This window comes from Nocardiopsis exhalans, assembly GCF_024134545.1.
Classification (GTDB): domain Bacteria; phylum Actinomycetota; class Actinomycetes; order Streptosporangiales; family Streptosporangiaceae; genus Nocardiopsis; species Nocardiopsis exhalans.
In genome coordinates this window covers 4664643-4689876 of the sequence record NZ_CP099837.1, presented here as the reverse complement: position 1 = coordinate 4689876, position 25234 = coordinate 4664643, and the positions used below count along the sequence as shown (strand labels likewise).

General features: G+C 71.4%; 19 protein-coding genes. 11 read left to right on the top strand and 8 right to left on the bottom strand.

Going from position 1 to position 25234, the window contains the following annotated elements; all coding sequences use genetic code 11:
• Positions 1-86: 86 nt before the first annotated feature.
• On the top strand, positions 87-887 hold the full coding sequence (locus NE857_RS20625) for a DUF3159 domain-containing protein (RefSeq protein ID WP_254417249.1): 801 nt from the start codon (positions 87-89) through the stop codon (positions 885-887).
• A gap of 10 nt (positions 888-897) precedes the next feature.
• Here NE857_RS20625 and NE857_RS20620 read toward each other — a convergent pair whose 3' ends face one another.
• Together NE857_RS20620 and NE857_RS20615 are read right to left on the bottom strand one after the other, a co-directional pair.
• A complete protein-coding gene (locus NE857_RS20620; protein WP_254417248.1) occupies positions 898-1656 on the bottom strand; it encodes a potassium channel family protein in 759 nt (252 codons plus the stop codon).
• The gene (locus NE857_RS20615) at positions 1649-2335 is read right to left on the bottom strand and encodes a potassium channel family protein (RefSeq protein WP_254417247.1); all 687 of its coding nucleotides are present in this window, start codon (positions 2333-2335) and stop codon (positions 1649-1651) included. Before NE857_RS20615 ends, NE857_RS20620 begins: the two co-directional genes overlap by 8 nt.
• 229 nt (positions 2336-2564) lie before the next feature.
• On the opposite strand from NE857_RS20615, the gene NE857_RS20610 reads away from it, so the two are divergent.
• Together NE857_RS20610 and NE857_RS20605 are read left to right on the top strand one after the other, a co-directional pair.
• The gene (locus NE857_RS20610; protein ID WP_254417246.1) at positions 2565-3881 is read left to right on the top strand and encodes a class I SAM-dependent RNA methyltransferase; all 1317 of its coding nucleotides are present in this window, start codon (positions 2565-2567) and stop codon (positions 3879-3881) included.
• A 206-nt stretch (positions 3882-4087) separates the two neighbouring features.
• Positions 4088-4462 (top strand): DUF427 domain-containing protein, encoded by a 375-nt coding sequence (locus NE857_RS20605; protein ID WP_254417245.1) that lies wholly within the window; start codon positions 4088-4090, stop codon positions 4460-4462.
• Between the two features lie 10 nt (positions 4463-4472).
• Here NE857_RS20605 and NE857_RS20600 read toward each other — a convergent pair whose 3' ends face one another.
• The 6 genes from NE857_RS20600 to NE857_RS20575 all read right to left on the bottom strand — a co-directional run bounded on the left by NE857_RS20600 (position 4473) and on the right by NE857_RS20575 (position 9438).
• Positions 4473-5426, bottom strand: a complete 954-nt coding sequence (locus NE857_RS20600) for a DMT family transporter (protein ID WP_425572053.1) — start codon at positions 5424-5426, stop codon at positions 4473-4475.
• A gap of 200 nt (positions 5427-5626) precedes the next feature.
• A complete protein-coding gene (locus tag NE857_RS20595) occupies positions 5627-6175 on the bottom strand; it encodes a hypothetical protein (RefSeq protein WP_254417244.1) in 549 nt (182 codons plus the stop codon).
• Complete coding sequence (locus tag NE857_RS20590) at positions 6097-7140, bottom strand: hypothetical protein (RefSeq protein WP_254417243.1); 1044 nt, start codon at positions 7138-7140, stop codon at positions 6097-6099. The genes NE857_RS20595 and NE857_RS20590 overlap by 79 nt, the downstream gene beginning before the upstream one ends.
• Positions 7137-8045 carry an ATP-binding cassette domain-containing protein gene (locus NE857_RS20585; protein WP_254417242.1) on the bottom strand — a complete coding sequence of 303 codons (909 nt, stop codon included), beginning with the start codon at positions 8043-8045 and terminating at the stop codon, positions 7137-7139. The genes NE857_RS20590 and NE857_RS20585 overlap by 4 nt, the downstream gene beginning before the upstream one ends.
• Positions 8045-8851 carry a zf-HC2 domain-containing protein gene (locus NE857_RS20580; protein ID WP_254417241.1) on the bottom strand — a complete coding sequence of 269 codons (807 nt, stop codon included), beginning with the start codon at positions 8849-8851 and terminating at the stop codon, positions 8045-8047. Before NE857_RS20580 ends, NE857_RS20585 begins: the two co-directional genes overlap by 1 nt.
• The gene (locus tag NE857_RS20575) at positions 8848-9438 is read right to left on the bottom strand and encodes an RNA polymerase sigma factor (protein ID WP_254417240.1); all 591 of its coding nucleotides are present in this window, start codon (positions 9436-9438) and stop codon (positions 8848-8850) included. The genes NE857_RS20580 and NE857_RS20575 overlap by 4 nt, the downstream gene beginning before the upstream one ends.
• A 204-nt stretch (positions 9439-9642) precedes the next feature.
• On the opposite strand from NE857_RS20575, the gene NE857_RS20570 reads away from it, so the two are divergent.
• From NE857_RS20570 to NE857_RS20535, 8 genes are all read left to right on the top strand, one after another.
• On the top strand, positions 9643-10578 hold the full coding sequence (locus tag NE857_RS20570; RefSeq protein ID WP_254417239.1) for an LLM class F420-dependent oxidoreductase: 936 nt from the start codon (positions 9643-9645) through the stop codon (positions 10576-10578).
• A gap of 364 nt (positions 10579-10942) precedes the next feature.
• Positions 10943-13708 (top strand): aconitate hydratase AcnA, encoded by a 2766-nt coding sequence (gene acnA / locus NE857_RS20565; protein ID WP_254417238.1) that lies wholly within the window; start codon positions 10943-10945, stop codon positions 13706-13708.
• A gap of 255 nt (positions 13709-13963) precedes the next feature.
• Positions 13964-15901 carry a hypothetical protein gene (locus NE857_RS20560; protein WP_254417237.1) on the top strand — a complete coding sequence of 646 codons (1938 nt, stop codon included), beginning with the start codon at positions 13964-13966 and terminating at the stop codon, positions 15899-15901.
• On the top strand, positions 15891-17207 hold the full coding sequence (locus NE857_RS20555) for a hypothetical protein (protein ID WP_254417236.1): 1317 nt from the start codon (positions 15891-15893) through the stop codon (positions 17205-17207). The genes NE857_RS20560 and NE857_RS20555 overlap by 11 nt, the downstream gene beginning before the upstream one ends.
• A gap of 35 nt (positions 17208-17242) precedes the next feature.
• Entirely contained in the window at positions 17243-19318 is a 2076-nt protein-coding gene (locus NE857_RS20550) for a hypothetical protein (RefSeq protein WP_254417235.1), read from the top strand.
• Positions 19308-20615: a hypothetical protein gene (locus NE857_RS20545; protein ID WP_254417234.1), complete on the top strand. Its 1308-nt coding sequence runs from the start codon at positions 19308-19310 to the stop codon at positions 20613-20615. The genes NE857_RS20550 and NE857_RS20545 overlap by 11 nt, the downstream gene beginning before the upstream one ends.
• 125 nt (positions 20616-20740) lie before the next feature.
• Positions 20741-23017: a serine/threonine protein kinase gene (locus NE857_RS20540; protein ID WP_254417233.1), complete on the top strand. Its 2277-nt coding sequence runs from the start codon at positions 20741-20743 to the stop codon at positions 23015-23017.
• 54 nt (positions 23018-23071) lie between these two features.
• Entirely contained in the window at positions 23072-25216 is a 2145-nt protein-coding gene (locus NE857_RS20535) for a serine/threonine protein kinase (RefSeq protein ID WP_254417232.1), read from the top strand.
• The last annotated feature ends 18 nt before the right edge of the window (positions 25217-25234 follow it).

Genomic DNA, 25234 nt, shown 5'->3' with positions numbered 1-25234 from the left:
TCGTCGGCTGTGACAGGTCGCATAGGGTGGTGCATCATGGCTGGCGGCCGCAGACGGCCGCACGGCGAGACGGGATCAGGAGCGGGATGACTGAGCAGCAGCGGGCCTCCGAAGAGGCGGCCCAGGCCGACGAGGGCCGGGCGGGCAGCGGCCCCGTCGTCACCGAGGGAACGGTCGAGGCGCTGGTCCGGACCAAGCTCGCCGAGGCCCTGGGCGGCAAGCGCGGCATGGTCGAGACGGCCATCCCCACCCTGACCTTCACGATCTCCTACATCGCCAGTTCCGAGCTGCGGCTGTCGATCATGCTCGGGGTGGGCGCGGCCCTGCTCCTGGGCGTGCTCCGGCTGGTGCAGCGCTCCTCGGTGCAGTACGTGATCACCAGCCTCTTCGGGATCGGCCTGGCCGCGGTCTTCGCGATGCGCAGCGGCAACGCCGAAGACGCCTTCCTGCCCGGCATCATCTACAACGCGGTCTACGCGGTGGTGCTGAGTATCTCGGTGCTGGTGCGCTGGCCCGCGATCGGCCTGATGATCGGCCCGTTCATCGGTAACAAGGAGGACTTCACCTCCTGGCGGAGCAATCCGGCCGTGGTCAAGCTGGCCTCGCGGCTGACCTGGCTGCTGGTGCTGCCGTGCGTCATCCGGGTCGTGGTGCAGTACCCGCTCTGGCTGGCCGCGTCCAACGAGTGGGCCAACACCTTCGCCCTGCTGGGCCTGTCCAAGGTCGCCATGGGCTGGCCGCTCCAGGTGGCGGCCTTCGCGGGCATGGTGTGGATCCTGGCCCGCGGCCGCACCCCCCTGGAGAACGGGGTCACCGAGGCCGGTGCGACCAAGGACGGTACGGCCGCGGACACCGGTCAGGTCGGGTCCGACCAGCGGGATCGGTAAGACCGGTAGTTCAGGCCTCGGCCCCGGGGGACGCGGTTTCCCCAGCGGTCGCGGAACCCTCGGGGCCCTCAGCACCGTCGGGAACGGTGCCGTCCGCCGGGCCCAGCAGCTCCTCCAGGGGGCCCAGGGCCTCCGGTTCGGCCAGGAAGACCACCGTGTTGCCCACGGACAGCGTCCGCTCGGGGTCGGGCGGGCGCACCCCGCCCGGGCCGACCACCGCGACCAGGGCCACGCCCTCGGGCAGTGCGCCGGTCAGTTCGCTCTCGATACCGCCCACGAACGGGCTCGCGGCGTGCAGCACCGACTCGGCGATCTCCGCGCCGGGCAGCGGGGGCAGGGTGCCCTCCTCGACGTAGTCCTCCTCCTCGGCGACCCCGTCCACCAGGTCGGCGATCAGCCGGGGCGGGGAGACCGCCAGGTCCACCCCCCAGGAGTCGTTGAACAGCCACTCGTTGTCCGGATCGTTGATCCGGGCGATCACCTGCTCCACCCCGAACTCGGTCTTGGCCAGTAGGGACACGACGAGGTTCACCTTGTCGTCACTGCTGGCCGCGATGACCACGTCGAAGTCGCCCAGCCGGGCGTCCTCCAGGGTGGCCAGTTCACAGGCGTCGGCGAGCAGCCACTCCACCTGGGGGAGGTCGTCGACACCGATGGCCCGGGTGTCCCGGTCGATCAGCAGGACGTCGTGGCCGCTGCCCGCCAGTTCCGTGGCGATGGAGCGGCCCACGCTCCCGGCTCCCGCGATGGCGATCCGCATCTCACCCACGCCCCGTCTCGTCCTCGTGACCCCGGCCCAGTCGTTTGGCCAGATCGCCCATCTCCCGGCTGTGCGCCACCACGTGCAGCACGTCGCCCGCCACGAGGGTCTCCTCGGAGCGGGCCAGGATGATACTGCCCTCCCGCACCAGGTAGACCACGCGCAGCGGGGAATCGGCCTCCAGCTCGGCGACGGTTCGACCCGCCCAGCGCTCCGGCAGGCTGAGCTCGTTCATGGTCAGGCTGCCCGAGGCGTCCTGCCACTCCGGCGCGGCGGTGAGCTGGTCGTCGCCGGGCACCACCCGGCGCAGGATGGCGTCGGCGGTCCAGCGCACGGTCGCCACGGTGGGGATGCCCAGGCGCTGGTAGACCTCGGCCCGGCGGGGGTCGTAGATGCGCGCCACCACGTTCTGCACCCCGAACGCCTCGCGGGCCACCCGGGCGGCGATGATGTTGGAGTTGTCGCCGTTGCTGACCGCGGCGAAGGCCGCCGCGCGGTCGATGCCGGCGCTGAGCAGGACCTCGCGGTCGTGACCCACCCCGCGGACGGCATGTTTGGCCACGGTGGTGTGGAGCCGACGGAACGCCTCGGGGTCCTGGTCGATCACCGCCACCGTGTGCCCCAGGTCCACCAGCGTGTGCGCCAGTGTGGAACCCACACGGCCGCACCCCATGATCACGATGTGCACCTCGTCCGAACTCCCGTCGAGCTAGCTCTCCACCCCGCGGGCACGGAGTCGCTCACGTGCCCCGACAGCTCCACCTTGACACACGACACCCCCAACCGTGTGACCGCCCCGGCCGCACAGTGCTCGGACCAGCACGTGTGGTGCCCGAAGGCCGGTAGATTGGGGTCGGTTGGTGGCTGTGCGCGCAGGGTCACCCGGAATTCCGACCCGACCAGCGAAGGACACCGCCATGACACGTGTGGGCAACGAGATCGAACTGACTGTGGACGACGTCGCCCACGGGGGATGGTGTGTGGGCCGCCTGGACGACCAGGTCGTCTTCGTCCGCCACGCCCTGCCGGGGGAGCGGGTCCGGGTCCGTATCACCGAGCAGACCACCCGATTCCTGCGCGGCGAGGCCGTCGAGGTGCTTACCGCATCCCCGGACCGGGTCGAGGCGCCGTGTGTGTTCTCCGGCCCCGGTATGTGCGGCGGCTGCGACTGGCAGCACGCCAGCCTGGACTCCCAGCGCCGGATGAAGGCGAAGGTCGTCACCGACCAGCTGAGCCGTATCGCCGGGATCGACCGCGAGGTGGTCGTCGAGGAGCTGCCCGGTACCCCCGACGGCCTGGGCTGGCGCACCCGGGTGCGCTTCTCCGTGGACGAGGACGGAAACGCCGGTCTGCGCCGCCACCGTTCCCATGACATCGAGCCGGTCGACAAGTGCCTGATCGCCCACCCCGGTGTGACCGAACTCGGCGTCACCGAGGTCAAGTGGGAGAACGTCAGGGACGTGGAGGCCGTGGCCTCCACGACCCGCGCCGATCGCGCGATCGTGGTCACCCCCACCACCGCGAAGCTGGGCGAGCTGCCCGATCTCAAGGCCTCCAGCGCCGTGCTGCGCCGTTTCAAGGGCGGCCGGGTGCAGTCGGTGCGCGGCCGCAAGGGCGTGCGCGAGGACGTGGCCGGTCGCGAGTACCGGGTCGGCGCCGGCGGGTTCTGGCAGGTTCACCCGGCCGCGGGTGAGACCCTGAGCGCCGCCGTCATCGAGGGCCTGGAGCCCAAGCCGGGCGAGACCGCCCTGGACCTGTACTGCGGTGCGGGCCTGTTCACCGGCGCGCTCGCCGAGGCCGTGGGCGCCGAGGGCCGCGTGATGGGCGTGGAGAACGGGGAGCACGCCGTTCGCGACGCCCAGTACAACCTGAAGGACCTGCCGCAGGTGCGTGTCGAGCGCGCCGACGTGGCCAAGCAGATGCGCGAGTGGGCCGACGTGCGCGCCGACGTCGTGACGCTCGACCCGCCGCGCGCCGGTGCCGGTGTCGAGGTCGTCCGCAAGGTGGCGGGCATGAAGCCGCGCCGGATCGCCTACGTCTCCTGTGACCCAGCGACCCTGGCCCGCGACCTCGCCGAGTTCGGCCGTTCCGGTTACCGCCTGGTGGGTCTGCGCGCCTTCGACGCCTTCCCGATGACCCACCACGTCGAGATGGTCGCGGTCCTGGAGCCGGTCAAGCTGGCCCGCCGCCACCGCGAGGCCGCCGAGGCCGAGCTGGCCGAGCAGGACGCCTAGAACCGGACAGAAGGCCCGGGACCGTCAGCGGTCCCGGGCCTTCGGCGTTCCCGAGGGTCAGCCGGTGCGTCGCCCTGCGGGTCGGAGCACCGCCCCGAGGCGGAGCCCGTGACGTCGTTGGCGGCCGGGTTGTCGTCGGAGCAGGCCGGGGAGCCCCGGACCAAGCCCCGTACAGTGGGGCCCGAACCGAGGAGAGGGGACTTCCCATGGCACAGAACGGCACGGTTCCGGGGCCGGACCACCCCATCGACATCGAACCCGCCCGGGGCCGGGTGGTGGTCCGGGTCGGCGCGCGGGTCGTCGCGCGGAGCTCGGCGGCGCTGACGCTGCGCGAGGCCTCCTACCCGGAGGTCCAGTACGTTCCGCTGGCCGACGTGGACCCCGCGGTGCTGCGGCCCAGCCCGACCACCACCCACTGCCCCTACAAGGGGAACGCCACGTACTACACCCTGGAAGTGGGCGACGGGGTCCAGCTCCCCGACGCCCTGTGGACGTACGAGGAGCCCTACCCGTGGGTCGCGGAGATCACCGACCACGCGGCCTTCTACCCGGACCGTGCCGAGATCGTCCTCGAACCCTGAGCCCACCGGGTCAGCGGCGGGTGCGCTGGAATCGCCTCGGCAGCGGCGCCCTGAGGACGGCCAGGCCCAGGGCCAGGATGACCAGGCCGGACCAGGAGACCAGCGGGAGGCGCTCACCCACCAGAGCCACGCCCAGGACCGCCGCGACGGCGGGCTCGGCGAGGCTGAGGGTGGTCGCGGTGGCTGCCGGGGTGTGCCGCAGGCCGTGACCGAACAGCCAGTAGGCGAGGAACACCGTGAACAGGGCCAGGTGCAGCGCCACCAGGGCGCCGTTGACGGTGGCCAGCCAGGCGGTTCCGGTGGCCAGCACCACGGGGAGCACCAGGACGCCGCCGCCCGCGAACATCGTGCCCATGACCGCGCCCGAGGTGTGTCCGCGCCGGATCAGCTTCTCGGCGATGATCGCGTACAGCGAGTAGGAGAACCCCGCGACCAGGGCCAGGAGCACGCCCACGGAGTTCACCGGGGTCGGCGTTCCGGTGACTTCGGGGCCCAGGACCAGTACCGCGCAGCCGAGCACGGCGGCGACGGTCGCCGCCGCCCAGCGCGCGGTGGGCCGGGAGCGGTCCACACACCAGGCCAGCAGCCCGGAGAAGACCGGTGCGCTGCCCAAAGTGATCACGGTGCCGACCGCCACCCCGGCGTTGGCCACCGCCGGGTAGAAGAACAGCGGATACCCGGCGACCGCGACCGCGCCCAGCAGGAGCGTCCACCGGGTTCGTGTGTCGGAGCGGGTGAGCAGGGCGGTGGAGCCCCGGCCCGCCAGGAACAGCAGGATCCCGCCGAGGACGAGCCCGGCCGAACCGATCGCGGCCGGGTGCGCGCCAGCCGGGGCGAAGGAGCTGGCGGTGCCGGTGGTGCCCCACAGGACGGCGGCGCCGAGGATCGGCAACGGGCCGCCGGCCAGTCGGGACAGGGCGGGGGTCGGCCACCGCACGGCTGTGGGAGAGGTGTGTGCTGGCACGTTCGTACTTTCCGTCTTGACGCCTGGGAGCCGGTCCGTTGACGGGCGCACGACGGACACGGCCGCTCACCGTGGCGGTGGGGCCGTGGAGTCCGGGAAGGTCAGCGGGTGCGCCCGGTCAGGCGCACAGCGGCGGAAGGACCTTGTGCCAGTAGTAGTTCACGCCCCCACGGTAGCGCCACACACGAGAGCACGGCGCCTCAGGAACACAGGTGGTCGGGTGAGTCCCACCACTCGTCGATCTCCTGCTTGGTCCAGTAGCTCGTCTCCCAGTCCGGTTCGGGGAAACCGGGTGTCCCGGGTGCGGGCAGACCGAACAGGTCCGCCAGTTCCCCCGCGCTGGTCCGGGGTGCGGTCACGGTCTCCCAGTGCTCGTCCAACACCGACTCGACCCGGTCCCCGGGCAGGTCGATGAGCGCGTGGGCCAGGGCCAGGTCCTCCGCTGCCGGGTCAAAGCGCAGCAGTATGCTGTCGGCCGCGAAGATCCTCTCCTCACGGGGCTGCTGCTCGTCGGCGGAGACCAGCCAGGCCGCCACCAGGAGTCGGGACTGCCCGCTCGCCCCGCACGGGAACTCGTCCGACTGAATCATCGGAAGACCGACCACCAACGTGGCGGCGTCGGAGGCCAGTTCGACGACCGAGTAAGCGTACTCCGCATCCCAGTGCTCACTCACGGTGATCGACCGCTCGGGCGGGTCCAGGTACAGGTCGGTGCGGACGGCGTTGCCCGTCTGCCATACCGAGGCCACCCGGTGCCGCTCCCGTTCGGGCACCCTCGCCAGGGTGGGGACAGAGCCGCGTGCCAGTAGTCCACCCACGACTCGTAGCCGGGCAGGGGGCAGTAGGCCACCCCGTCCCGCACGCGGCAGGAGGCGGTCTTCGTCCCGTGCAGCTGCTCGACCGAGAAGTCGTGGTCGTACGTGTAGGTCTTGTTCCCGTACACCACGGTCCCCGCGATCACCACCAGCAGCAGCAGGCTCGCGCCCAGCGGTATCGGCCGTGGCCTCCGGCCGGAGCCCCGCCTGACCAGGGTCAGGCTCACGAGGGCGACGATCAGCAGGACGGCGTACACCAAGTACAGCAGGCCCAGGACGGTCACCCCGGGGTTGGTGATCTGGAAGGGGACGATCGCCGAGGTGACCAGCCAGCTCATCTGGGAGACGATCACGTCCGCCCTGCTGCCCATGGCCGTGAACGAGTACAGCAGGTAGGCCGGGACGAGCATGCTGAACAGGACCAGGGGTGCGAAGGAACGGACCCAGGCGGTGGCGGCCACCGCAGCCAGGGGGCCGAACCAGCTGGACAGGAACACGCCGGTGAGGGTGTAAGGGCTCATCACGCCGGCGACGGGTATCGGTGCCCGCATCAGGTACAGGGCGATCAACGACCCCGTGCACACCGACGTGAGGGCCACGGCCGCCAGCGCCAACGACAACAGGCGGGTGTGCGCTGACAGGGGCAGCGCCAGGGCCGCGGAGTGGCGCACCTCGCGCATCGCGGGGAAAGTCGCGACCACGAACATGATCGCCGCCACGCCCATGGCGTTCGCCGAGGACTGGTGGTACAGGTCGAGCGCCGTCGGCGTATTCGGTATGTAGGACGTCGCTCCCAGGAACAGAAGCGTCAGGGGCACACCGACGAAGAAGACCGGGCTCGACAGCATGTGCCACAGGTTGAACCGGGTCAGCCCCCAGAAGGTCGAGAGGCGGGTCACCGAGTGCTGCCCCGCGCACCGGTGAACAGCAGGTACGCGTCCTCCAGTGACGGTTCCACCGGGACGCGCGCCGTCGAGTCCGGGTTCTCGGCGCCCTCCGGCACCAGGACCCGGTACCGGCCGTCCGCCAGCCGCCAGGAGGTCACGCCCTCCTCGGGCCGTGAACCCTGCTCCCACACGCGGCCGCGCGCCCGGGCGATCAGGTCGCTGGGGGTGCCGTCGAAGATCACCCGGCCCTGGTCCAGGCACAGGACCCGGCGGCACAGCGCCGACACGTCCTCGATCTGGTGGGTGGACAGCACCACGGTGCTGTGCACCGCCAGTTCGGAGACGAGGTCGCGGAACCTGATGCGCTGCTCGGGGTCCAGGCCGACGGTGGGTTCGTCGAGCAGCAGGAGCTCGGGGGCGCCGAGCAGTGCCGCGGCCAGGCCCAGGCGCTGGCGCATCCCGCCGGACAGGCGGCGCACCCTGCTGTGCCTGCGGTCGTACAGGTCCACGTCGCGCATGGCACGGCGGACCTCGTCGTGGCGTTCGCGGCGCCCGCCCATTTCCTTGAGGACCGCCATGTAGTCCAGCAGGCCGAACACGGTGAAGTGCGGATAGAAGGAGGGGGACTGTGGCAGGTAGCCCATCCGGCGGCGGATCTCGGTGCGCTCGTCGGCCCGCTCCGGGTCGCGGCCCAGCACCCGTATCCGGCCTCTGGTGGCCTCCAGGTCGGTGGCCAGACAGCGCATCAGCGTGGTCTTGCCCGCGCCGTTGCGGCCCAGCAGTCCGGTCACCCCGGGGCCCAGGTCCACATCGATCCCGTCCAGGGCCCGACGGCTCCCGTAACTGCGGACCAGCCCGCGCACACTGATCCGGTCCGCCGTCACGTCGCCGCCGCGGCCGCTGGTCGTACCGGTCATCACGCGGTCCTCACCCGCAACAGGATGGCCCCGGCCAGCAGGCCGAGCACCGTGGCCCAGCTGACCTGGGCGGTGGGGGTGAACAGCAGGGACGGGTCGAGGCCGTCGGCCAGGCTGAACAGGACCAGGGCGAGCACCCACGCGGCGCCGACGACACCGCCGGCCAGGCTCAGCGGCATCCACCGGCTGAGCGCCAGACACCCGGCCACCATGGCCAGCGCGGGCAGGAGCCAGAAGACCGCCTCCCGCAGGGTGGAGACCGAGGGCATCAGGAACGCCGCCGCGGTGCACAGTGTCAGCGCGGGCACCAGCACGGCGGCGGTGCGCGTGAACAGCAGCCGGTACCCGGCCAGGGGGGTGACCGAGGCGAGGCTGTGCGCGGGGTCCACGCCCCGCCCGTAGGCCAGGGCCACCCCGATCAGGGGTACGACCGGCGCGGTGAAGGCGAACAGCAGCGAGCCGCGCGGCAGCTCGTGCGCCACGGTCAGGGCCATGACGAGGACGAGCACGGTGGCGGTCAGCCAGGCGCGGTACAGCTGCGGGGTGGCAGCCAGCAGCTTGGCGGTGCTCTCGCGCAGACCGATCGCGGTCAGCAGGCGTTCGACGGGGCCGCGTCGGGGCTGGTCCACCACGTCGCGCAGGTCGGACCAACTGCGGTCCAGCCAGGCCTCGTCGGCGGGCAGCAGGGAACGGCAGCGGGCGCAGCGGGTCAGGTGGGCTTCGGCGGACATGGCGGTGACGCCGTCGGCGGTGTGGTTCGCGTACTGGTGGAGTTGGTCGTGGGTCAGGTGCCAGCTCGTACTCATGTGGTCAGTGCCTCCCGTAGCCGCGCCTTCGCGCGCATGACCCGTGTCTTCACTGTTCCCTCGGGTATCTGGAGGATCTCCGCCGCCTCCCGCACGGTCAGGCCGTCGAGCACGGTGGCCTGGATCGCGGAGCGCAGTTCGGGGGAGAGGCCGTGCAGGGCGGCGCCCAACGGGCCGTGCTCGATGTTGAGCAGCACGGTGTCCTCCGCGGACGCGTCGCCGACGGTCTCGTACGGTTCGGGTTCGCTCTCGGCGATCCACCGGTTGGAGCGTTTGCGCAGCTGCGAGATGAGCTGGCGGATGGCGATGGTCCACAGCCAGGCCCCGGCGTCGTCGTCGCCCGGGCGCGGGGTGTAGGACCCGGCGCTGCGCCACACCGCCAGGAAGGTCTCCTGGAGGGCGGCGTCGAGTTGGTCGTGGTCGGAACAGCGGTAGCGCAGACGGGCGCGCAGCCAGGGTGCGTGCCTCCGGTGCAGGATCTCCAGAGCGTCGGTCTCCCCGGCGGCCACGGAGGAGAGCAGCACGGTGTCGGTGCTGTCGGGTCCGTAGACGGGGACGCGGCGTCGTGCGCGGCGGAGAAGCTTCACGTTGACTGCTATCGCGAGGGAGCGGTGGAACGGTTCTGCGGGTGGGGGCGCGGTTCTGCGCGCTGTCGACCAGGCGTTGTCCGGGCGGCGTGCTGGCGTCGCACCGGTGTTGTCCACCTGTGGTCACGGCGCTGACCACGGCTTTTCCACGGTACCCGCGCGCCGGTTTCGGAAAGGCCGGTGGGGTGGGAGAAACTGGGGCGTATGCGCCTGAGGATCTTCCTTGAGCCCCAGCAGGGGGCCACCTACGAGGACCAGCTCGCCGTTGCCAGAGCCGCCGAGGATCTGGGCTTCGACGCCCTGTTCCGCTCGGATCACTACCTCTCCATGGGCGACCACGTCAGCGGGCTCCCCGGACCCACTGACGCGTGGATCACCCTGGCCGGTCTGGCCAGGGACACCTCCCGAATCCGGCTGGGCACCCTGATGACGGCGGCGACCTTCCGCCACCCGGGGCCACTGGCCATCTCCGTAGCCCAGGTCGACCGGATGAGCGGCGGCCGGGTCGAGTTCGGCTTCGGCGCGGGCTGGTTCGAGCAGGAGCACGCGGTCTACGGGATCCCCTTCCCCGACTCCGCGCGCGAACGTTTCGACCGCTACGAGGAGCAGCTCGACATCATCACGGGGTTGTGGTCCACCCCGGTGGGGGACACCTTCCGTTACGAGGGCAGGCACTACCGGCTGGCGGAGGGGCCGGCACTGCCCAAACCACAGCAGGGGCCGCGTCCGCCGGTGCTGATCGGCGGTACCGGCCTGAAGCGCACCCCGCGGCTGGCGGCCAAGTTCGCCGACGAGTACAACGTGCCGTTCTCCTCGCTGGAGGACACGGAGAAGGCCTTCGACCGTACGGCCGACGCCGTGCGGGCGTCCGGCCGTACCGTGCCGATGGTGTACTCGGCGGCCCAGGTCCTGTGCGCGGGGCGCGACGAGGCAGAGGTGTCCAAGCGGGCCGCCCGGATCGGTCGCGAGGTGTCGGAGCTGCGCCAGAACGGTCTGGCCGGCAGCCCCGACGAGATCGTGGACCGGATCGGCCGGTTCGGCGAGGCGGGTGCTGCGAGGATGTACTTGCAGGTCCTGGACATGTCTGACCTGGACCACCTGGAGCTGGTGGCTTCGTCGGTGGTCCCGCAGCTGGACTGAGCCGTCGGACAGGATCGGACGGAAAGGGGCCGAGTGCCGGGGGTGCCCGCGGGGGCTGGGGGCCCACCCGATAACTTGATATCGAGATACAAGTTAGATACCTTGACGTCAAGATAACAGCGGGGTTCCCCCCGACCCGCTCCCGGTTCGGGTGTGTGAGGTCGACCGCTTTTCGGCGCCGCGCCCCGGACCCTCGGACGTCCGCGGCCTGCGGGTCGCGACCCGCGACGATGTGGCGTCGTCGCAGGTCAAAGCGGCCCTGAAGGATGATGGAGGCGGCGGGGGTGTTCACCCGTGAACCCCGTGCCCCGGTGATCCGGTTAGGGCGGCCTCAGTAGGTCCCGCGTCCCTCCCATGGGAGAGGATGCTGGGGACAAAGTGGCGAGATCAGGAGGCAGACACCGTGTCCGCGAACAGCTTCGGCGCCCGTGACACGTTGCGCGTTGGCGACGAGTCGTATGAGATCTTCCGGTTGGACGCCGTCAAGGGCTACAACCGACTTCCCTACAGCCTGAAGGTGCTGCTGGAGAACCTCCTGCGCACCGAGGACGGTGCGAACGTCACCGCCGAGCACATCACGGCTCTGGGGAACTGGGACGCCAAGGCGCAGCCCAGCCAGGAAATCCAGTTCACCCCCGCGCGGGTGATCATGCAGGACTTCACCGGGGTCCCCTGTGTCGTCGACCTCGCCACCATGCGCGAGGCCGTCCGCGACATGGGCGGTGACCCGGACAAGATCAACCCGCTCGCCCCCGCCGAGCTGGTGATCGACCACTCCGTGGTCGTCGACCTCTTCGGTCGCCCCGACGCCTTCGAGCGCAACGTCGAGATCGAGTACGAGCGCAACTACGAGCGCTACAAGTTCCTGCGCTGGGGCCAGACCGCCTTCGACGAGTTCAAGGTCGTCCCGCCCGGCACCGGCATCGTGCACCAGGCCAACATCGAGCACCTCGCGCGGGTCACGATGGACCGCAAGGGCCAGGCCTACCCCGACACCTGCGTCGGTACGGACTCGCACACCACCATGCAGAACGGCCTGGGCATCCTGGGCTGGGGCGTCGGTGGCATCGAGGCCGAGGCCGCCATGCTCGGCCAGCCGATCTCCATGCTCATCCCGCGCGTGGTCGGCTTCAAGCTCAAGGGCCAGCTCAAGCCCGGCACCACCGCGACCGACCTCGTGCTCACCATCACCGAGCAGCTCCGCAAGCACGGTGTGGTCGGCAAGTTCGTCGAGTTCTACGGCGAGGGCGTCGCCTCGGTGCCGCTGGCCAACCGCGCCACCATCGGCAACATGAGCCCGGAGTTCGGTTCCACCGCCGCGATCTTCCCGGTCGACGACGAGACCATCCGGTACATGCGCCTGACCGGCCGCTCCGAGCAGCAGGTCGCCCTGACCGAGGCCTACGCCAAGGCCAACGGCTTCTGGCACGACCCGGCCGTCGAGCCCGAGTTCTCCGAGTACCTGGAGCTCGACCTCGCCGAGGTCGTCCCCTCCATCGCCGGTCCCAAGCGCCCGCAGGACCGCATCGCGCTGTCGGCGGCCAAGCAGACCTGGCGCCACGACATCAGCGACTACGTCTCCGACGACGCCGACGAGGCGGGCGAGGAGTCCTTCCCGGCCTCCGACGCCCCGGCCCAGTCCGCCAACGGCGCCCGCCCGCACAAGTCCGTCAAGGTCACCATGGCCGACGGCACCGAGACCGAGATCGACCACGGCGCCGTCGTGATCGCCGCGATCACCTCGTGCACCAACACCTCGAACCCCTCGGTCATGCTGGGCGCCGCCCTGCTGGCCAAGAAGGCGGTCGACAAGGGTCTGTCCCGCAAGCCGTGGGTCAAGACCTCCATGGCCCCGGGCTCCAAGGTCGTCACCGACTACTACGAGCGCTCCGGCCTGACCCCGTACCTGGACAAGCTGGGCTTCAACCTGGTCGGCTACGGCTGCACCACCTGCATCGGCAACTCGGGCCCGCTGCCCGAGGAGATCTCGCAGGCGGTCCAGGACAACGACCTCGCGGTCTCCGCGGTCCTGTCCGGCAACCGTAACTTCGAGGGCCGGATCAACCCGGACGTGAAGATGAACTACCTGGCCTCGCCGCCGCTGGTGGTCGCCTACGCGCTGGCCGGGTCGATGGACATCGACATCACCACCGAGCCCCTGGGCGTCGGCAGCGACGGCAAGCCCGTCTACCTGGCCGACATCTGGCCGACCGCCGAGGAGATCCAGGAGGTCATGGACTCCGCGATCGCCTCCGACATGTACGCCTCCGCGTACTCGGACGTGTTCGCCGGTGACGACCGCTGGCGCGAGCTGCCCACGCCGCTCGGCAACACCTTCGAGTGGGAGGCTGACTCGACCTACGTCCGCAAGCCCCCGTACTTCGAGGGCATGGGCCAGACGCCCGCTCCGGTCACCGACATCTCCGGCGCCCGCGTCCTGGCCAAGCTGGGCGACTCGGTCACCACCGACCACATCTCCCCGGCCGGTGCGATCAAGCCGGGCACCCCGGCGGCCGAGTACCTCAAGGCCAACGGTGTGGAGCGTCGCGACTTCAACTCCTACGGTTCCCGTCGCGGCAACCACGAGGTGATGATCCGCGGTACGTTCGCCAACATCCGCCTGCGCAACCAGATCGCGCCGGGCACCGAGGGCGGCTACACCCGCGACTTCACCCAGGCCGACGCGCCGGTGTCGTTCATCTACGACGCCGCGCAGAACTACGCCGAGCAGGGCACCCCGCTGGTCGTCCTGGGCGGCAAGGAGTACGGCTCGGGTTCCTCGCGTGACTGGGCGGCCAAGGGCACCAGCCTGCTGGGCGTGCGCGCGGTCATCACCGAGTCCTACGAGCGCATCCACCGCTCGAACCTGATCGGCATGGGCGTCATCCCGCTGCAGTTCCCGGCGGGCCAGTCCGCCGACTCCCTCGGCCTGACCGGCGAGGAGACCTTCTCCATCACCGGTATCACCGAGCTCAACGAGGGCCGCGTCCCCAGCACGGTGAAGGTCACCACCGACACCGGTGTCGAGTTCGACGCCGTGGTGCGGATCGACACCCCGGGTGAGGCCGACTACTACCGCAACGGCGGCATCCTGCAGTTCGTTCTGCGTCAGCTGATCGCCAAGCAGTAGTTCCCCAGACCGCCGCCCGCGCCCAACAGGCGTGAGCGCGGTGCATCGAGGGCCGCCACCGTCCAACCGACGGTGGCGGCCCTTTTCTCGTGCGTCCCCGGTTCCTCGGCCGTTCCGGACCTGCGGGGACACCGGGCGGAGAGCACCGCGGCGGACCCCGGATATCCTCGGCTTATGCCTGCCTTCCTCCGCTTTCGGGCACGGGTGTTCCCCCTCGGACTCCTGTTTTCGTTATGCGTGGCCCTCGTGCTCACCGTGGCCGCCGCACCTGCCCGGGCCGATACCGGGGCGGCTACACCGACCCCGGCCGAGCACGTCGCCGCCCTGATGGCGGAGCAGGAACAGGGCGAGGCGGTCGTGGTGAGCGAGCTGCTGGCGGGGGAATACGACACCGAAGCGCTCGAAGAGCAGCTGCGCGCGGAGTTCGGACGCCTGGACACGCCCTTCCACGTCTTCGCCGCTCCCGACCTGAACGCCGTCCGTGACGAGGACGCCTTCCTCGCCGCCCTTCAGGACCGGCTGGGGGAGGAAGGGTTGTACGTGTACCTGAAGGACGGGTACACGGTCGTGCGGGCCGCCGCCACCCCCGGGTTCAACCTGCCGGTACGAGACGCGGCCACAGTCGTCATGAATTCGGGTGAGGTCGACCACGGGTCCGCGCTGCCCGAGGTCGCCGGGGCCTACGTCGACGCTCTCACCGCTTCCGACCTGTCCGCACGGGCGGAGGAAGCCAGAAGGTCGTGGGAGCTCCCGGCCGCTTCCGGTACCGCCGCTTCCGGTGCTGACGAGGCCGATGCCCCGTCGGCCTGGCAGGAGTTCCTGGCTGAGGTCGACCCGAACTCCGGAGTGGGGCCGGAGAACACCGGATTCCTCGCCTCCCTGGTCGCGGGCGCCCTTCTGGGCATCGGCGGCACCGTCTTCGTGCTCGCACGTCAGGGCGGGGGCGGGAGGCAGGCACGCATCACCGGACGGTGGTGGGCGGCGGGGTCCGTGCTGGCCGCTGTCGCGGTCGTCGCGGCCGGGGCGGTACACGTTCTCGCGGCCCCGTCCGACACGGGTGACATCGAGGACGAGGGCGGGGCCCGGAGCCGGACCGAGCCCCCCTACGTCCAGTCCACCGTGCGGGTGGACCGACTGGTCCGGGAATGGGAGAGCGACCCGTTGTACGTCGACCCCCTGTCCTCCCTGGCCCCCGAACGGGTCGAGGGGCTTCGGGAGGAGGTCGCTGACGCCCCCGTACCGGTCCTCGTGGCCGTCGTGCCCATGTCGGGCTCCGACGAGTCCGGGGGAGACCCCGACATCCTGGCCCACGCCCTGGCGTACGCCGTGGCACAGGACGGAGCCTACGTGGTGGCCGAAGCCTGGGACGGCAGGGCCGGGGTCGCGTTGAGAGGTGTCGACGCGGACCCGGTGTCCTTGCGGGAGGCGATGGGGGGACGGCAGTGGGAGAACCCGGAGGAGGCCGACCCCACGGGCGGGATTCTGGAGGCGCTGGCCGGCGCCCGGCTCGACCCGGGAAGCGAACCGACGGTGCCTGACGCGGTCGGTTCCCCGGTGGCGGAAGAGCCGACGCCCACACGCCTGGAGCGCTACGTGTCGGAGGGTTTCCTCCCGGGACTGCTCGTCATCGGCCCGCTGGCGGGTGTCCTCCTCTGCGGTGCGCTCGCCCTGGTGGTCTACCTCGTCCGTCTGCTGCTGTCGGCCCCCGGGCGTCGGCTGCGCCCCCTGGCCCATCGGGAGGCCGGCCGGGCCGCCGCCGCGATCAGGGAGGCCGTGGACCACCCGGGGGCCGACGCCGCTGTCCGCGACGCCGACACAGCGCTGACCGTGCTGGGCGGCGACCCCGACGAACTCGACCTGGTCGGGGTCGTCGTCCTGTCCCGCCGTGTCCTGGACCGTCTCGCGGGCGAGGAGGTCGGGTCCCCCGGGGCCGTGTGCATGGTCAACCCGTTGCACGGAAGTTCCCAGGGGCAGGGCGCAACGGAACTGCCCGGGGGAGGCGGGCGGCTGCCCATGTGCGGTCGCTGCCTGCGCCGAGCGGACCGGTTCCGGCTGCCGCTGCGTGTGGCCGTGGGCACGCGGTGGGGTGTGTCCCACCTGTCCCTCAGAGAGCGGGGCTGGGTCAGGACCCGCTACGGAACGCGGGGCCGACTCCGCGCGGAGAGATTGTTGGAGGAGACCCGTGCGCGTTAGTGTCCGTGCGGCCCTGGCCGTGTGCCTGGCGGCCCCTGTGTTCCTGGCTCCGTCGTGGGCCCTCGCCGACAGCCCCACACCGGCCGAGGCCATCGCCGAAGGGCTGCGGGGTTCGCCCGTCCACGTGGACCCCGCCTATGACAGTGCCTTTCCGGAGGAGGCCCGGGACAGGGTCGTCTCCCTCATCGAGGACAGCGGCCTGCCCGTGCGGGTGCTCCTGGTGCCGCTGGTGGACGGTGACACCTGGGGCGGCGACCCGACGGCTCTGGCCGGGGCCGTCCACGACCGGACCGGCGGACGCGCCCACTACCTGGTGATGGGGGGCGGCTCCGTGCGCGGTACCGACTACTCCGACACCGGTGACGAGAACGAGGATCTACGCGCCCACTACGGGGCCCTCGCCGCCTCCTACGCCACCGGTTTCGACGCGCCCCTGGCCGAGGAGATCGAGCTGGCCGTGGAGTTCGCGGTCGCGGACGATCCCGCGGCCGCCTTCCAGGAGGCGCAGGAGGCCTACCGGGAGGCCAACGGGATCGGAGACGGTACCACCCCCGCTCCCTCGCCGACACCCGAGCAGACCGAGCCCGCCGAGCGGACCGATGGGGGAGAAGGACCGGGATGGCGCGGTGCGTGGCGGTGGGCGGCCGCTGGTGTGGTGTTCCTGTTGCTCGTCGGCGGCTACCTGCTGTGGACCCGACCGCGTCAGGTTCCGACCCTGCCCCAGCACGCTGCCTTCGCCAACGCTGACCGGGCACACCGGGAGAAACTACGGGGGCGAGCCGAACGCGAGCTCACCGAGGTCGGCGAGCGGCTCAGCGCGCTGCGCCCGGACAATGCCCGGGACGCCGCCGACGCACTGCGCGGGGCCTTGGACGCCCACGCGGCAGCCCGCTCCGTCCTCGACCGTGCGGACGGGGACGACCTCGCCGACCTCGCAGGCGTGCTCGTCCTGCTCGACACGGCCGAGGACGGGATGGTCCGGGCCCGGGACAGCAGACGCGGCGGCACACGGAGGCGCCACTGCTACGCCAACCCGCTGCACGGTACCGACACCGCCGAGACGGACTGGCGCGAGCTGGGCGGAACCCGAACCGTGCGGGTCCCGCTGTGCCGCGAGTGCGCCGGGAACGTGCGCGCCCGGACCCGGCTGGCCGCTCTGCTGGTCGAGTACCAGGGACGGACGGTGCCCTACTACGAGGTTCCGGCGCGGGAGAGCGTGTGGTCGGCGACCGGGTTCGGCTCCCTCGCCGACGATCTGGTCGAGAGGATCCTGCGAGGGGACCACAGAGGGAGTCAGCCCCGGTGAACTGCCAGGTAGAAGCGTTGGGATAGGTTGATCTGATGCATTTTCCCCTCTCCGCGGCCGTGGTCCGCCGCGCGCTGTCGTCTCTGGCGGTGCCGCTGCTGGCGGCCCTCGTGCTGCTCTGCGCCGTACCGGCCGACGCCGAGTCCGTGGATGCCGGAACCGCCGACCCGGGTGCTGGCGGCGAGCCCGCCGACAGCGGATCCGGCGGTCCCGCCGGGGAACGAGTCGGTGCCTCCGAGTACTTCACGGGGCTTTTGGCACAGGAGCCCGAAGGCGCGGCGGTCGTCGTCCACGACTCCCTCGCCGGCGACTACGACCCGGTGGAGCTGGAGCGGAGTCTGCACGAATCCTTCGGCCGCCTCGACGTCCCGTACTACGTCGTGGCCAGCGGCGTCCCCGACTACTCGATCACGAGCAGGGACTTCCTGGCCGGGCTGCAGGACCGGATGGACGAGCCCGGTCTGTACGTCCACCTGAGGCCGCAGCAGTCCCAGGTCCACGCGGTGACCCGCCAGGTGGACCTGCCGGTGCGCGAAGCCGGCCTGGCGCTCTCCCTGGAGCGGGCGTTCACCATCTACACCCCGATGGACACGATGGCCGACACCTTCGTGGACACCCTGACCGCCCCCGACCTCGACGAACGAGCGAAGCTGCGGTGGACCCGGACGCTGCCGGTCAGCTGGTGGGTGGAATCCCAGCTCGGCGCACTGCGGCTGGACACATCGAGTGGCCCGACCCAGTTGGGCGAGCTCACCGCGGCCGCCGCGGGAGCGGCGGTGACGCTGTACGTACTCCTGGGGATGGTTCGCGCGGGTCGGCGGAAACAGGCCGAGAAGGCGGGCTACACCGGGGTACTGCCCGGGGACCACGGCCTGTCGGTGGGCCGTGCCCTCACCCTGGGTGTCGGAGTGGTCGTGGTGACCGCCTCCGTGGTCCACCTCGCCACCGCGACCCTGCCCTGGGAGGAACAGCACCACGGGCCGACCCCGCCGTCGACCGCCCCCTACGTCGCCTCCACGGTCCGGGTCGAGCGGATCGCCGAAGCGCTGTCCGAGGACCCCCTGTACGTGGACCCCCTGGCGCGGACGGGCGCCCAGGAACTGACCGGAACCGCGGACCGGTTGGCGGGGGCCGAAGCCCCGGTGTACACCGCGGTGCTGTCGATGAGCCGTACCGATGAGTCCGGCGGGGACCCCGAGGTCCTCGCGCACGCGCTCCACCACGTCATGGGTGAGGACGGTGTCTTCGTCGTCGTGGACGACACCACCGGGGGCGGCTCCCCCAAGGTGGAGGTGGCCCTGTTCGGCGTGGAGGCCGCGGGCATCTCGGAGGACCGGTACGGCCTGTGGGAGGTGACCGGGTACCGGACCGACCACACGGCCGAGAGCGCGGCGGTCGAACTCCTGGACTGGCTGGGAGACCTCTCGGCCGATCCGGGGCAGGAAGCAGAGGTACCGGACTGGGCGGAGTCCAGGGCCGCACCGCCCTACGAACGCTCACGGTGGTCCGAGTTCGTCTCCGGCCGGTTCTACGAGTCGCTGTTCCTGGTCGGACCGCTCACCGGAGTGCTGCTCCTCGCCCTTGCGGGCACGGCGCTCGGCGCCCGAGGGCGCCTACGTGCCGTTCCGGGCCGTGCTTTGCGGCCGCAGGCCGACCGGGCGGTGCGCCGGGCGGTCAAGGCCCTCGAGTCGGCTCCGCGGGACCATCCGGGCCGGAACGGGGCCGTGCGCGAGATCGACACGGCCCTGGCGGTTCTGGGCGGGCAACCGGACGAACTCGACCTGGTCGGGATCATCGTGCTCGCGGAACGGGCGGTGCGTAGACTCGACCCCGATCCCGACACCGCGGCCGGGGCCGATGTCCCGGTATGTGCGGTGAACCCCCTGCACGGCCGGGCCCTGGTCCACGGGCCCTCCCGACCCCAGCCCCTGTGCGGTTCCTGCGCGGCGCTGCCGGAGCGCGAACGCGATCACCGCACGCTCCGGGTCCGGGCCACGGGGGACAAGCGTGTGCGGCACGGAGAGCTGGGTCGTCGGTGGGTCACCACCGGCTACGGGAACAGGGGCCGCCTCAAGGCCGAAGATCTGCTGAGGGAATCCGATGTTCACTGACCACAGGACGGCTCGCCCCCGTTGGGCCGCGGCCGCGGTGACGCCTCTGGCCGTGCTTCTCCTGGCCGTCACACCGGCGGTGAGCCACGCCGACACCACGCGGGAGGCACAAGGAGCGACCGAGCGTCTGGTGGACGCGCTGAACGAGTCTCCGGTGTACGTCGACCCCTCCTATGCCAGCGCGCTCCCCGAGGACCTCGCACGGGATGTGGAGAGCAGGATCACCGACTCCGGCATCCCGCTGAAGGTGGTAGCCGTCCCGTTGATCGAGGGCGGGGACTGGAACGGCGACGCCTCCCACCTGGCCGCGGCCCTGCACGACAGGGGCGGCGAGGAGGAGGGACACTACCTGGTCCTGGACGGTCGGTCCCTGACCGGGCGCGACTTCGGCCCAGCAGGAGACCGGGACCTCCGTGCCCACTACGGCTACCTGACGGCCTCGATCGAACCGGGCAGGGACGCCCCGCTTTCGGAGCGCCTGGACCGAGCCGTCGAGGTCGCGCTCTCCGACGACCCGGAAGCCCTCCACACCGCCGCCAGTGAAGGAGAGCAGAGGGGGTTCTTCGACGGTTGGCACTCCTATGGCCTGGGGGCGTACACGCTGTTCTCGGTACTTCCCTGGATTCTGGCCGGGCTCGCCCTGCTGGGGCTCGGTTTCGCGCTCCACCGCTGGCGCAGGCCCCGGCCGGTCCCCGTGCTCGCCCAACACGCCGCCTTCGACAACGCGAACCGGGCCCACCGGGACGAACTGCTCCTCCGTGCCGGGGAGGAAGTGGTCGAATTCGGCGAACGGCTCAGCCAGACGACCCCGAACGGCGATGACGCCGCGGCGGAGGCCCTCCACCAGGCCCTGGACGCACACGCGGCCGCGCGCAGGGTTTACGACAGGCTGCCCGACACCGGGGCACTGGAGGACATCGTCGGGGTTCTGGTGCTGCTGGACATGGCTGAGGACCACCTGGACCGGGCGACCCGGCCCGTCAACCGCCAGCGATCCGCGCCCCTCCGCTCCCACTGCTACGCGAATCCGCTGCACGGAACGGTCACCAAGCCGACGAAGTGGCGCGAGTTCGGCGGACGCCACGACATCAGGGTGCCGTTGTGCGCCCAGTGCGCGAAGGCGGTCCGGGACCGCTTGCGCCCGACCGTCCTGCCCGCCCGCCACCAGGGGCGTGAGGTGCCCTACTACGAGGTTCCGTCGGCCGAGAGCGTTTGGGCGGCCACCGGGTACGGCGCTCTCCGGGGTGACCTGGTCGAGCGCGTCCTGCGCGGCGACCACTCGGGCAGCCGGAGGTAACGGCCGGGCATCGGATCGGGAGATGCCGGAACCGGGCCCCCGCACGTGGAGTCAGTAGCCTGTGGCACCCTGACATGGCGCCCCGGCCGGGGCGCCGAGAACGCTTATGAGAAACGGGGCGGGCTGTGGACGAGCCTCAGAACCAGGACACGGAGGTTGAGCGGGTCGGCGGCTACCGGTTGCTGCGTTCCCTGGGGCGGGGCGGTTTCGGTGAGGTCTTCCTCGGTGAGGCCGAGGACGGGACCAGGGCGGCGGTCAAGATCCTGCACGCCAGCTGGGCGGGCGACGCGGACATGCGGCGCCGGTTCGCGGCGGAGGTCGAGCAGGCCCAGCGGGTGAGCGGCTTCTGCGTCGCGGAGATCCTGGACGCCGACCCCGCCGCCGACCAACCGTGGATCGCCACCGAGTACATCGACGGTCCCACCCTGCAGGCCTCCGTCGCGACGGACGGACCGCGCTCGGGGACGGAGCTCCAGCGCCTGGCCGTCGCCACCGCGACCGCGTTGGCGGCCATCCACGCCGCTGGCGTGGTGCACCGGGACCTGAAGCCGGACAACATCATGCTGGCCCAGGACGGGCCGCGGGTGATCGACTTCGGGATCGCCCGTGCGGTGGAGTCCACCTCGGTGACGGCCAGCGGGGTGGTCGGCACGATCGGCTACATGGCCCCCGAACAGCTCGAAGGGGCCCGGCTGACCGCGGCGGTGGACGTGTTCGCCTGGGCTTCGGTGATGGTCTTCGCCGCGACCGGGCGGGAGGCCTTCCACGGTCCCACCCAGGCCGCGCGCATCGCCCGCATCCTGGGCGGAGAACCGGACCTGGGCGGGCTCGAGGGTGCCTTCGCCGACACGCTCCGCACCTGCATGGCCAAGGACCCCCGGGAGCGGCCCGACGCCGAGGCCCTCATGCGGCAGCTGATCTCCGCCCCCGCCGCCGGCGCGCCGGCCCGGGCCCCGCGGCCGATCGGGGACCACGCGGCCACCGCGGTGGTGTCCTCGCCCGACGCCGCCACCCGGGTCGGGGTCGAGGGGACCAGGGTCGCCGAACACCCGCCCGCCGGTGTCGTACCGGTCGACCCCACCAGGGTGGCCCCGCCCGCCAAGGTCGACCCGACCCGTGCCTACACCCGGATGGCCCCGGCTGACGCCCAATCCCAGCAAGCACGGTCCCAGCAGGCGCAGCCCCAGACACAGCAGTCCCATCACTATCCGCAGCCCCCGCCGTTCGCGCAGTCCGCCCCGCACTCCGCGCCCCACAGCCGGAGGTCGGGCCCGCACACCCCGGTGCCCGGTCCTACCGGACCGGTGCCGCCCTACCACTTCGTCGGTGTCCGCTTCCTCGACCCCGGCACCCTGGCCGAGGCGATGCAGCGCAACTGGGGCGCCGCCGTCCAGGTCTTCAGCGACCCCGTCGAACGCGCGGCCCTGGGCGCCTGGATCATGGACGACCTCGGTGACACCACCGTCGACCGAGCCCTCTTCCGCCGCGAGGTCCGGGACGCCAACCTGGCGGTCGCCTCCTTCATCGCCCAGACCCGCCCTGACCTGCCGCCTGTCTTCCGGGGCCGGGGCATCTCCCTGACCGAGCTCCGTGAGCTCTTCACCGACCCGCGCCCCCTGCTGACCGGTGCACCGCTGGCCAACGAGATGGTCCTGCTGGCCCGGCCCGAACTCCTGCGGCTGATCAGCGCCCACCACGGCCCCGAGTCCGCGGAGTACCAGCGGCTCGCCGAACAGCTGGACCGGGCCGAGCGCGCCGGGAACCTCCTGCACCAACAGCTCGCCCAGCAGCTGGAGGGATGGCGTTCGACCACCCCCAACGTCAACCCCGCGCTGGTCCTGGCCTTCCTGCTCAACCCCGGCCAGATGGTTCCGCCGACGGACAACGGCGACCCCGGCGTCGCCGAGTGGGTGGACATCCTCTGGCAGCGCGTCATGAACTCCGACGCCCCGGACAACGCCGGGTACGCCGCCGCGATCCACGGGTCCACGGGCACCCTCCAGGCCCTGTCCCGCCAGCGCCGCTACTGGGAGAGCCGCTACTCCGAGGTGTCCACCGCCCATGAGGCCCTCCTCGGCAAGGTTCGACTCCAGGAACGGCTGGACAGGACCACCCGTCTAAGCAAGTTCGCCCTGCTCGGCCTCCCTGTCGGTTTCGTCATGTACCACATGGGCGGGGCCGGTGAGTTCTTCGGCAACCTGGCGATGTGGGTGGGGCTGATCGCGGTCCCGGTCCTGCTCGGCGCCATCGCCACCAACGTGGTGATCTGCGGCCGGGCCGCCCGCCGACGTCAGCGGGCCATGGAACTGCACAACACCGTTCACCAGCTGCCGCAGCTCACCTCCGGAGTGGAACGCATCCGCGCGGACCTGGCCCAGGCGCGCAGACTCACCGCCGGCTGAGGTCAGCGCTCAGCTCCGGAACACGAAGACAAGAGAAGAAGGAAGGGTGGGCTCGTGGACGAGACCACGGACGTGGCCCCCTCCCCCCGGAGGGTCGGTCCGTACCGCCTGACGCGTTCGCTGGGCAAGGGCGGTTTCGGTGAGGTGTTCCTCGGTGAGGCCGAGGACGGGACCAGGGCGGCGGTCAAGATCCTGCACGCCAGCTGGGCGCGTGACACGGACATGCGGCGCCGGTTCGCGGCGGAGGTCGAGCAGGCCCGGCGGGTGAGCGGCTTCTGTATCGCGGCGATCCTGGACGCCGAACCCGAGGCGGACGAACCCTGGATCGCCACCGAGTACATCGACGGCCCCACCCTCCAGCGCGCTGTCGCCGAGGACGGCCCCCGCACCGGCGCCGAGCTCCAGCGCCTCGCGGTTTCCACCGCGACCGCGTTGGCGGCCATCCACGCGGCGGAGGTGGTGCACCGGGATCTGAAGCCGGACAACATCATGCTGGCCCAGGACGGGCCGCGGGTGATCGACTTCGGGATCGCCCGGGCGCTGGAGTCCACCTCGGTGACGGCCAGCGGCATCGTGGGGACGGTCGGGTACATGGCCCCGGAGCAGTTGGAGGGCATGCGGCTGACCGCGGCGGTGGACGTGTTCGCCTGGGCTTCGGTGATGGTGTTCGCCGCGACTGGTCGGGAGGCCTTCCACGGTCCCACCCAGGCCTCGCGGATCGCCAGGGTGCTGTCCGGGGAACCCGACACCGGGGACCTGTCCGGTCCGCTGCTGGAGAGTGTCCTGGCCTGTCTGGACAAGGACCCGAAGCGGCGTCCGGACGCCGCTTCGCTCTTGCACCACCTGGTCGCGGGCACCGCGGCGAAGCCTGTGGAGACCGCGGATCCGGATCCGGGTTCGTCGGTGGCGCCCACCCGGGTGGCGGGGGCACCGGTTCCGCCCACCCGTCAGTACACCAAGATCGCTCCGAACCCCGCTCCGGATCCGTCGGCTCCCGGGCCCATTCCACCGCCCACCCCACCGCGCACGCAGAGTTCCTACGCCGCCCCGGTCTCGGCCCCTGCCCGCACCAGTGGGGGAGAGGCTCCGCCGTACAGCTTCGTCGGGGTCCGCTTCACCCGGATCGAGGAGTTGGCCGCCGCCATGCAGCAGCACTGGTCGGCCGCGGTGATGGTCTTGGGCGACCCCGCCGAGCGCGCCATGCTCGGCTCCTGGGTCATGAACGACATCAACGACACCAAGGTGGACCGCTCGCTGTTCCGCCGGGAGGTCCGGGACGCGAACCTGGCGGTGGCCTCCTTCGTCGCGCAGGCCTGTCCGGAGCTGCCGCCCCGCTTCCGCGGCCACGACCTGACGGTCGAGGGACTTCGCCAGCTGTTCCGTGACCCCCGACCGCTCATCACCGGCGGCCATCAGGCCAACGAACTCATGCTGCTGGCCCGGCCGCAGCTGCTGCGGCTGATGGCTCAGCACCGGAGCGACGACGCCCCGCGACTGCACCAGCTGGCCCAGGACATCGAGGAGGCCGAACGGGCCGGTGCCGCCTTCCACCGGGAACTCGCTCACCACCTGAACGGCTGGCGCGGGTTCGAGTGCAGGGTGGAGCCCGCCCTCGTACTGGCCTTCCTGCTCAACCCGGAACTCGTGGTGCCCCCGGACCCGGGCGGCCTGCCCGGGGTGGTGGACTGGACGGGGGCGCTCTGGCCGCGCGTGGACCTGTCCTCGGGAGCTCAGAAGGTGGGGTCGGCCGCGGCCGTCTACGCCTCCCTGCCCAACATCGTCACCCTGGTCCAGCAGCGCGACGCCTGGAAGCGACGGCACGAGGCGCTGCACAACGAGCACAACGCGCTGGTCGCCACGGCCAAAGCGGAAGGGGAGAACACGTCCCTGAGGGCGTGGCTCGGGAGCGGGGCGGTCTTCTGCTTCATCGCGTCTATTCCCGCCGCCGCGGCGGCGTCGGGCTCGGGCTTGGGCATGATGCTCTTCCTGATGGCCTGTGCTCTGGGCGCGGCCTGGCTGGCTGTGAGCCTTCAGGAGACCAACCGCTACGGGAACGCGCGCGTGCGCCACGCGCGGAACCACCGGATGCGGAATCTCCCTGACCAGGGCTGGAATCTGACCCAGGTGCTCCGCAGGATGGACGCCGACATGCAGAGGGCCCGCCAGATCTGTTCTCACCCGCCCCAGCAGCGGTACTGAACAGCTGAACCGCTGAAA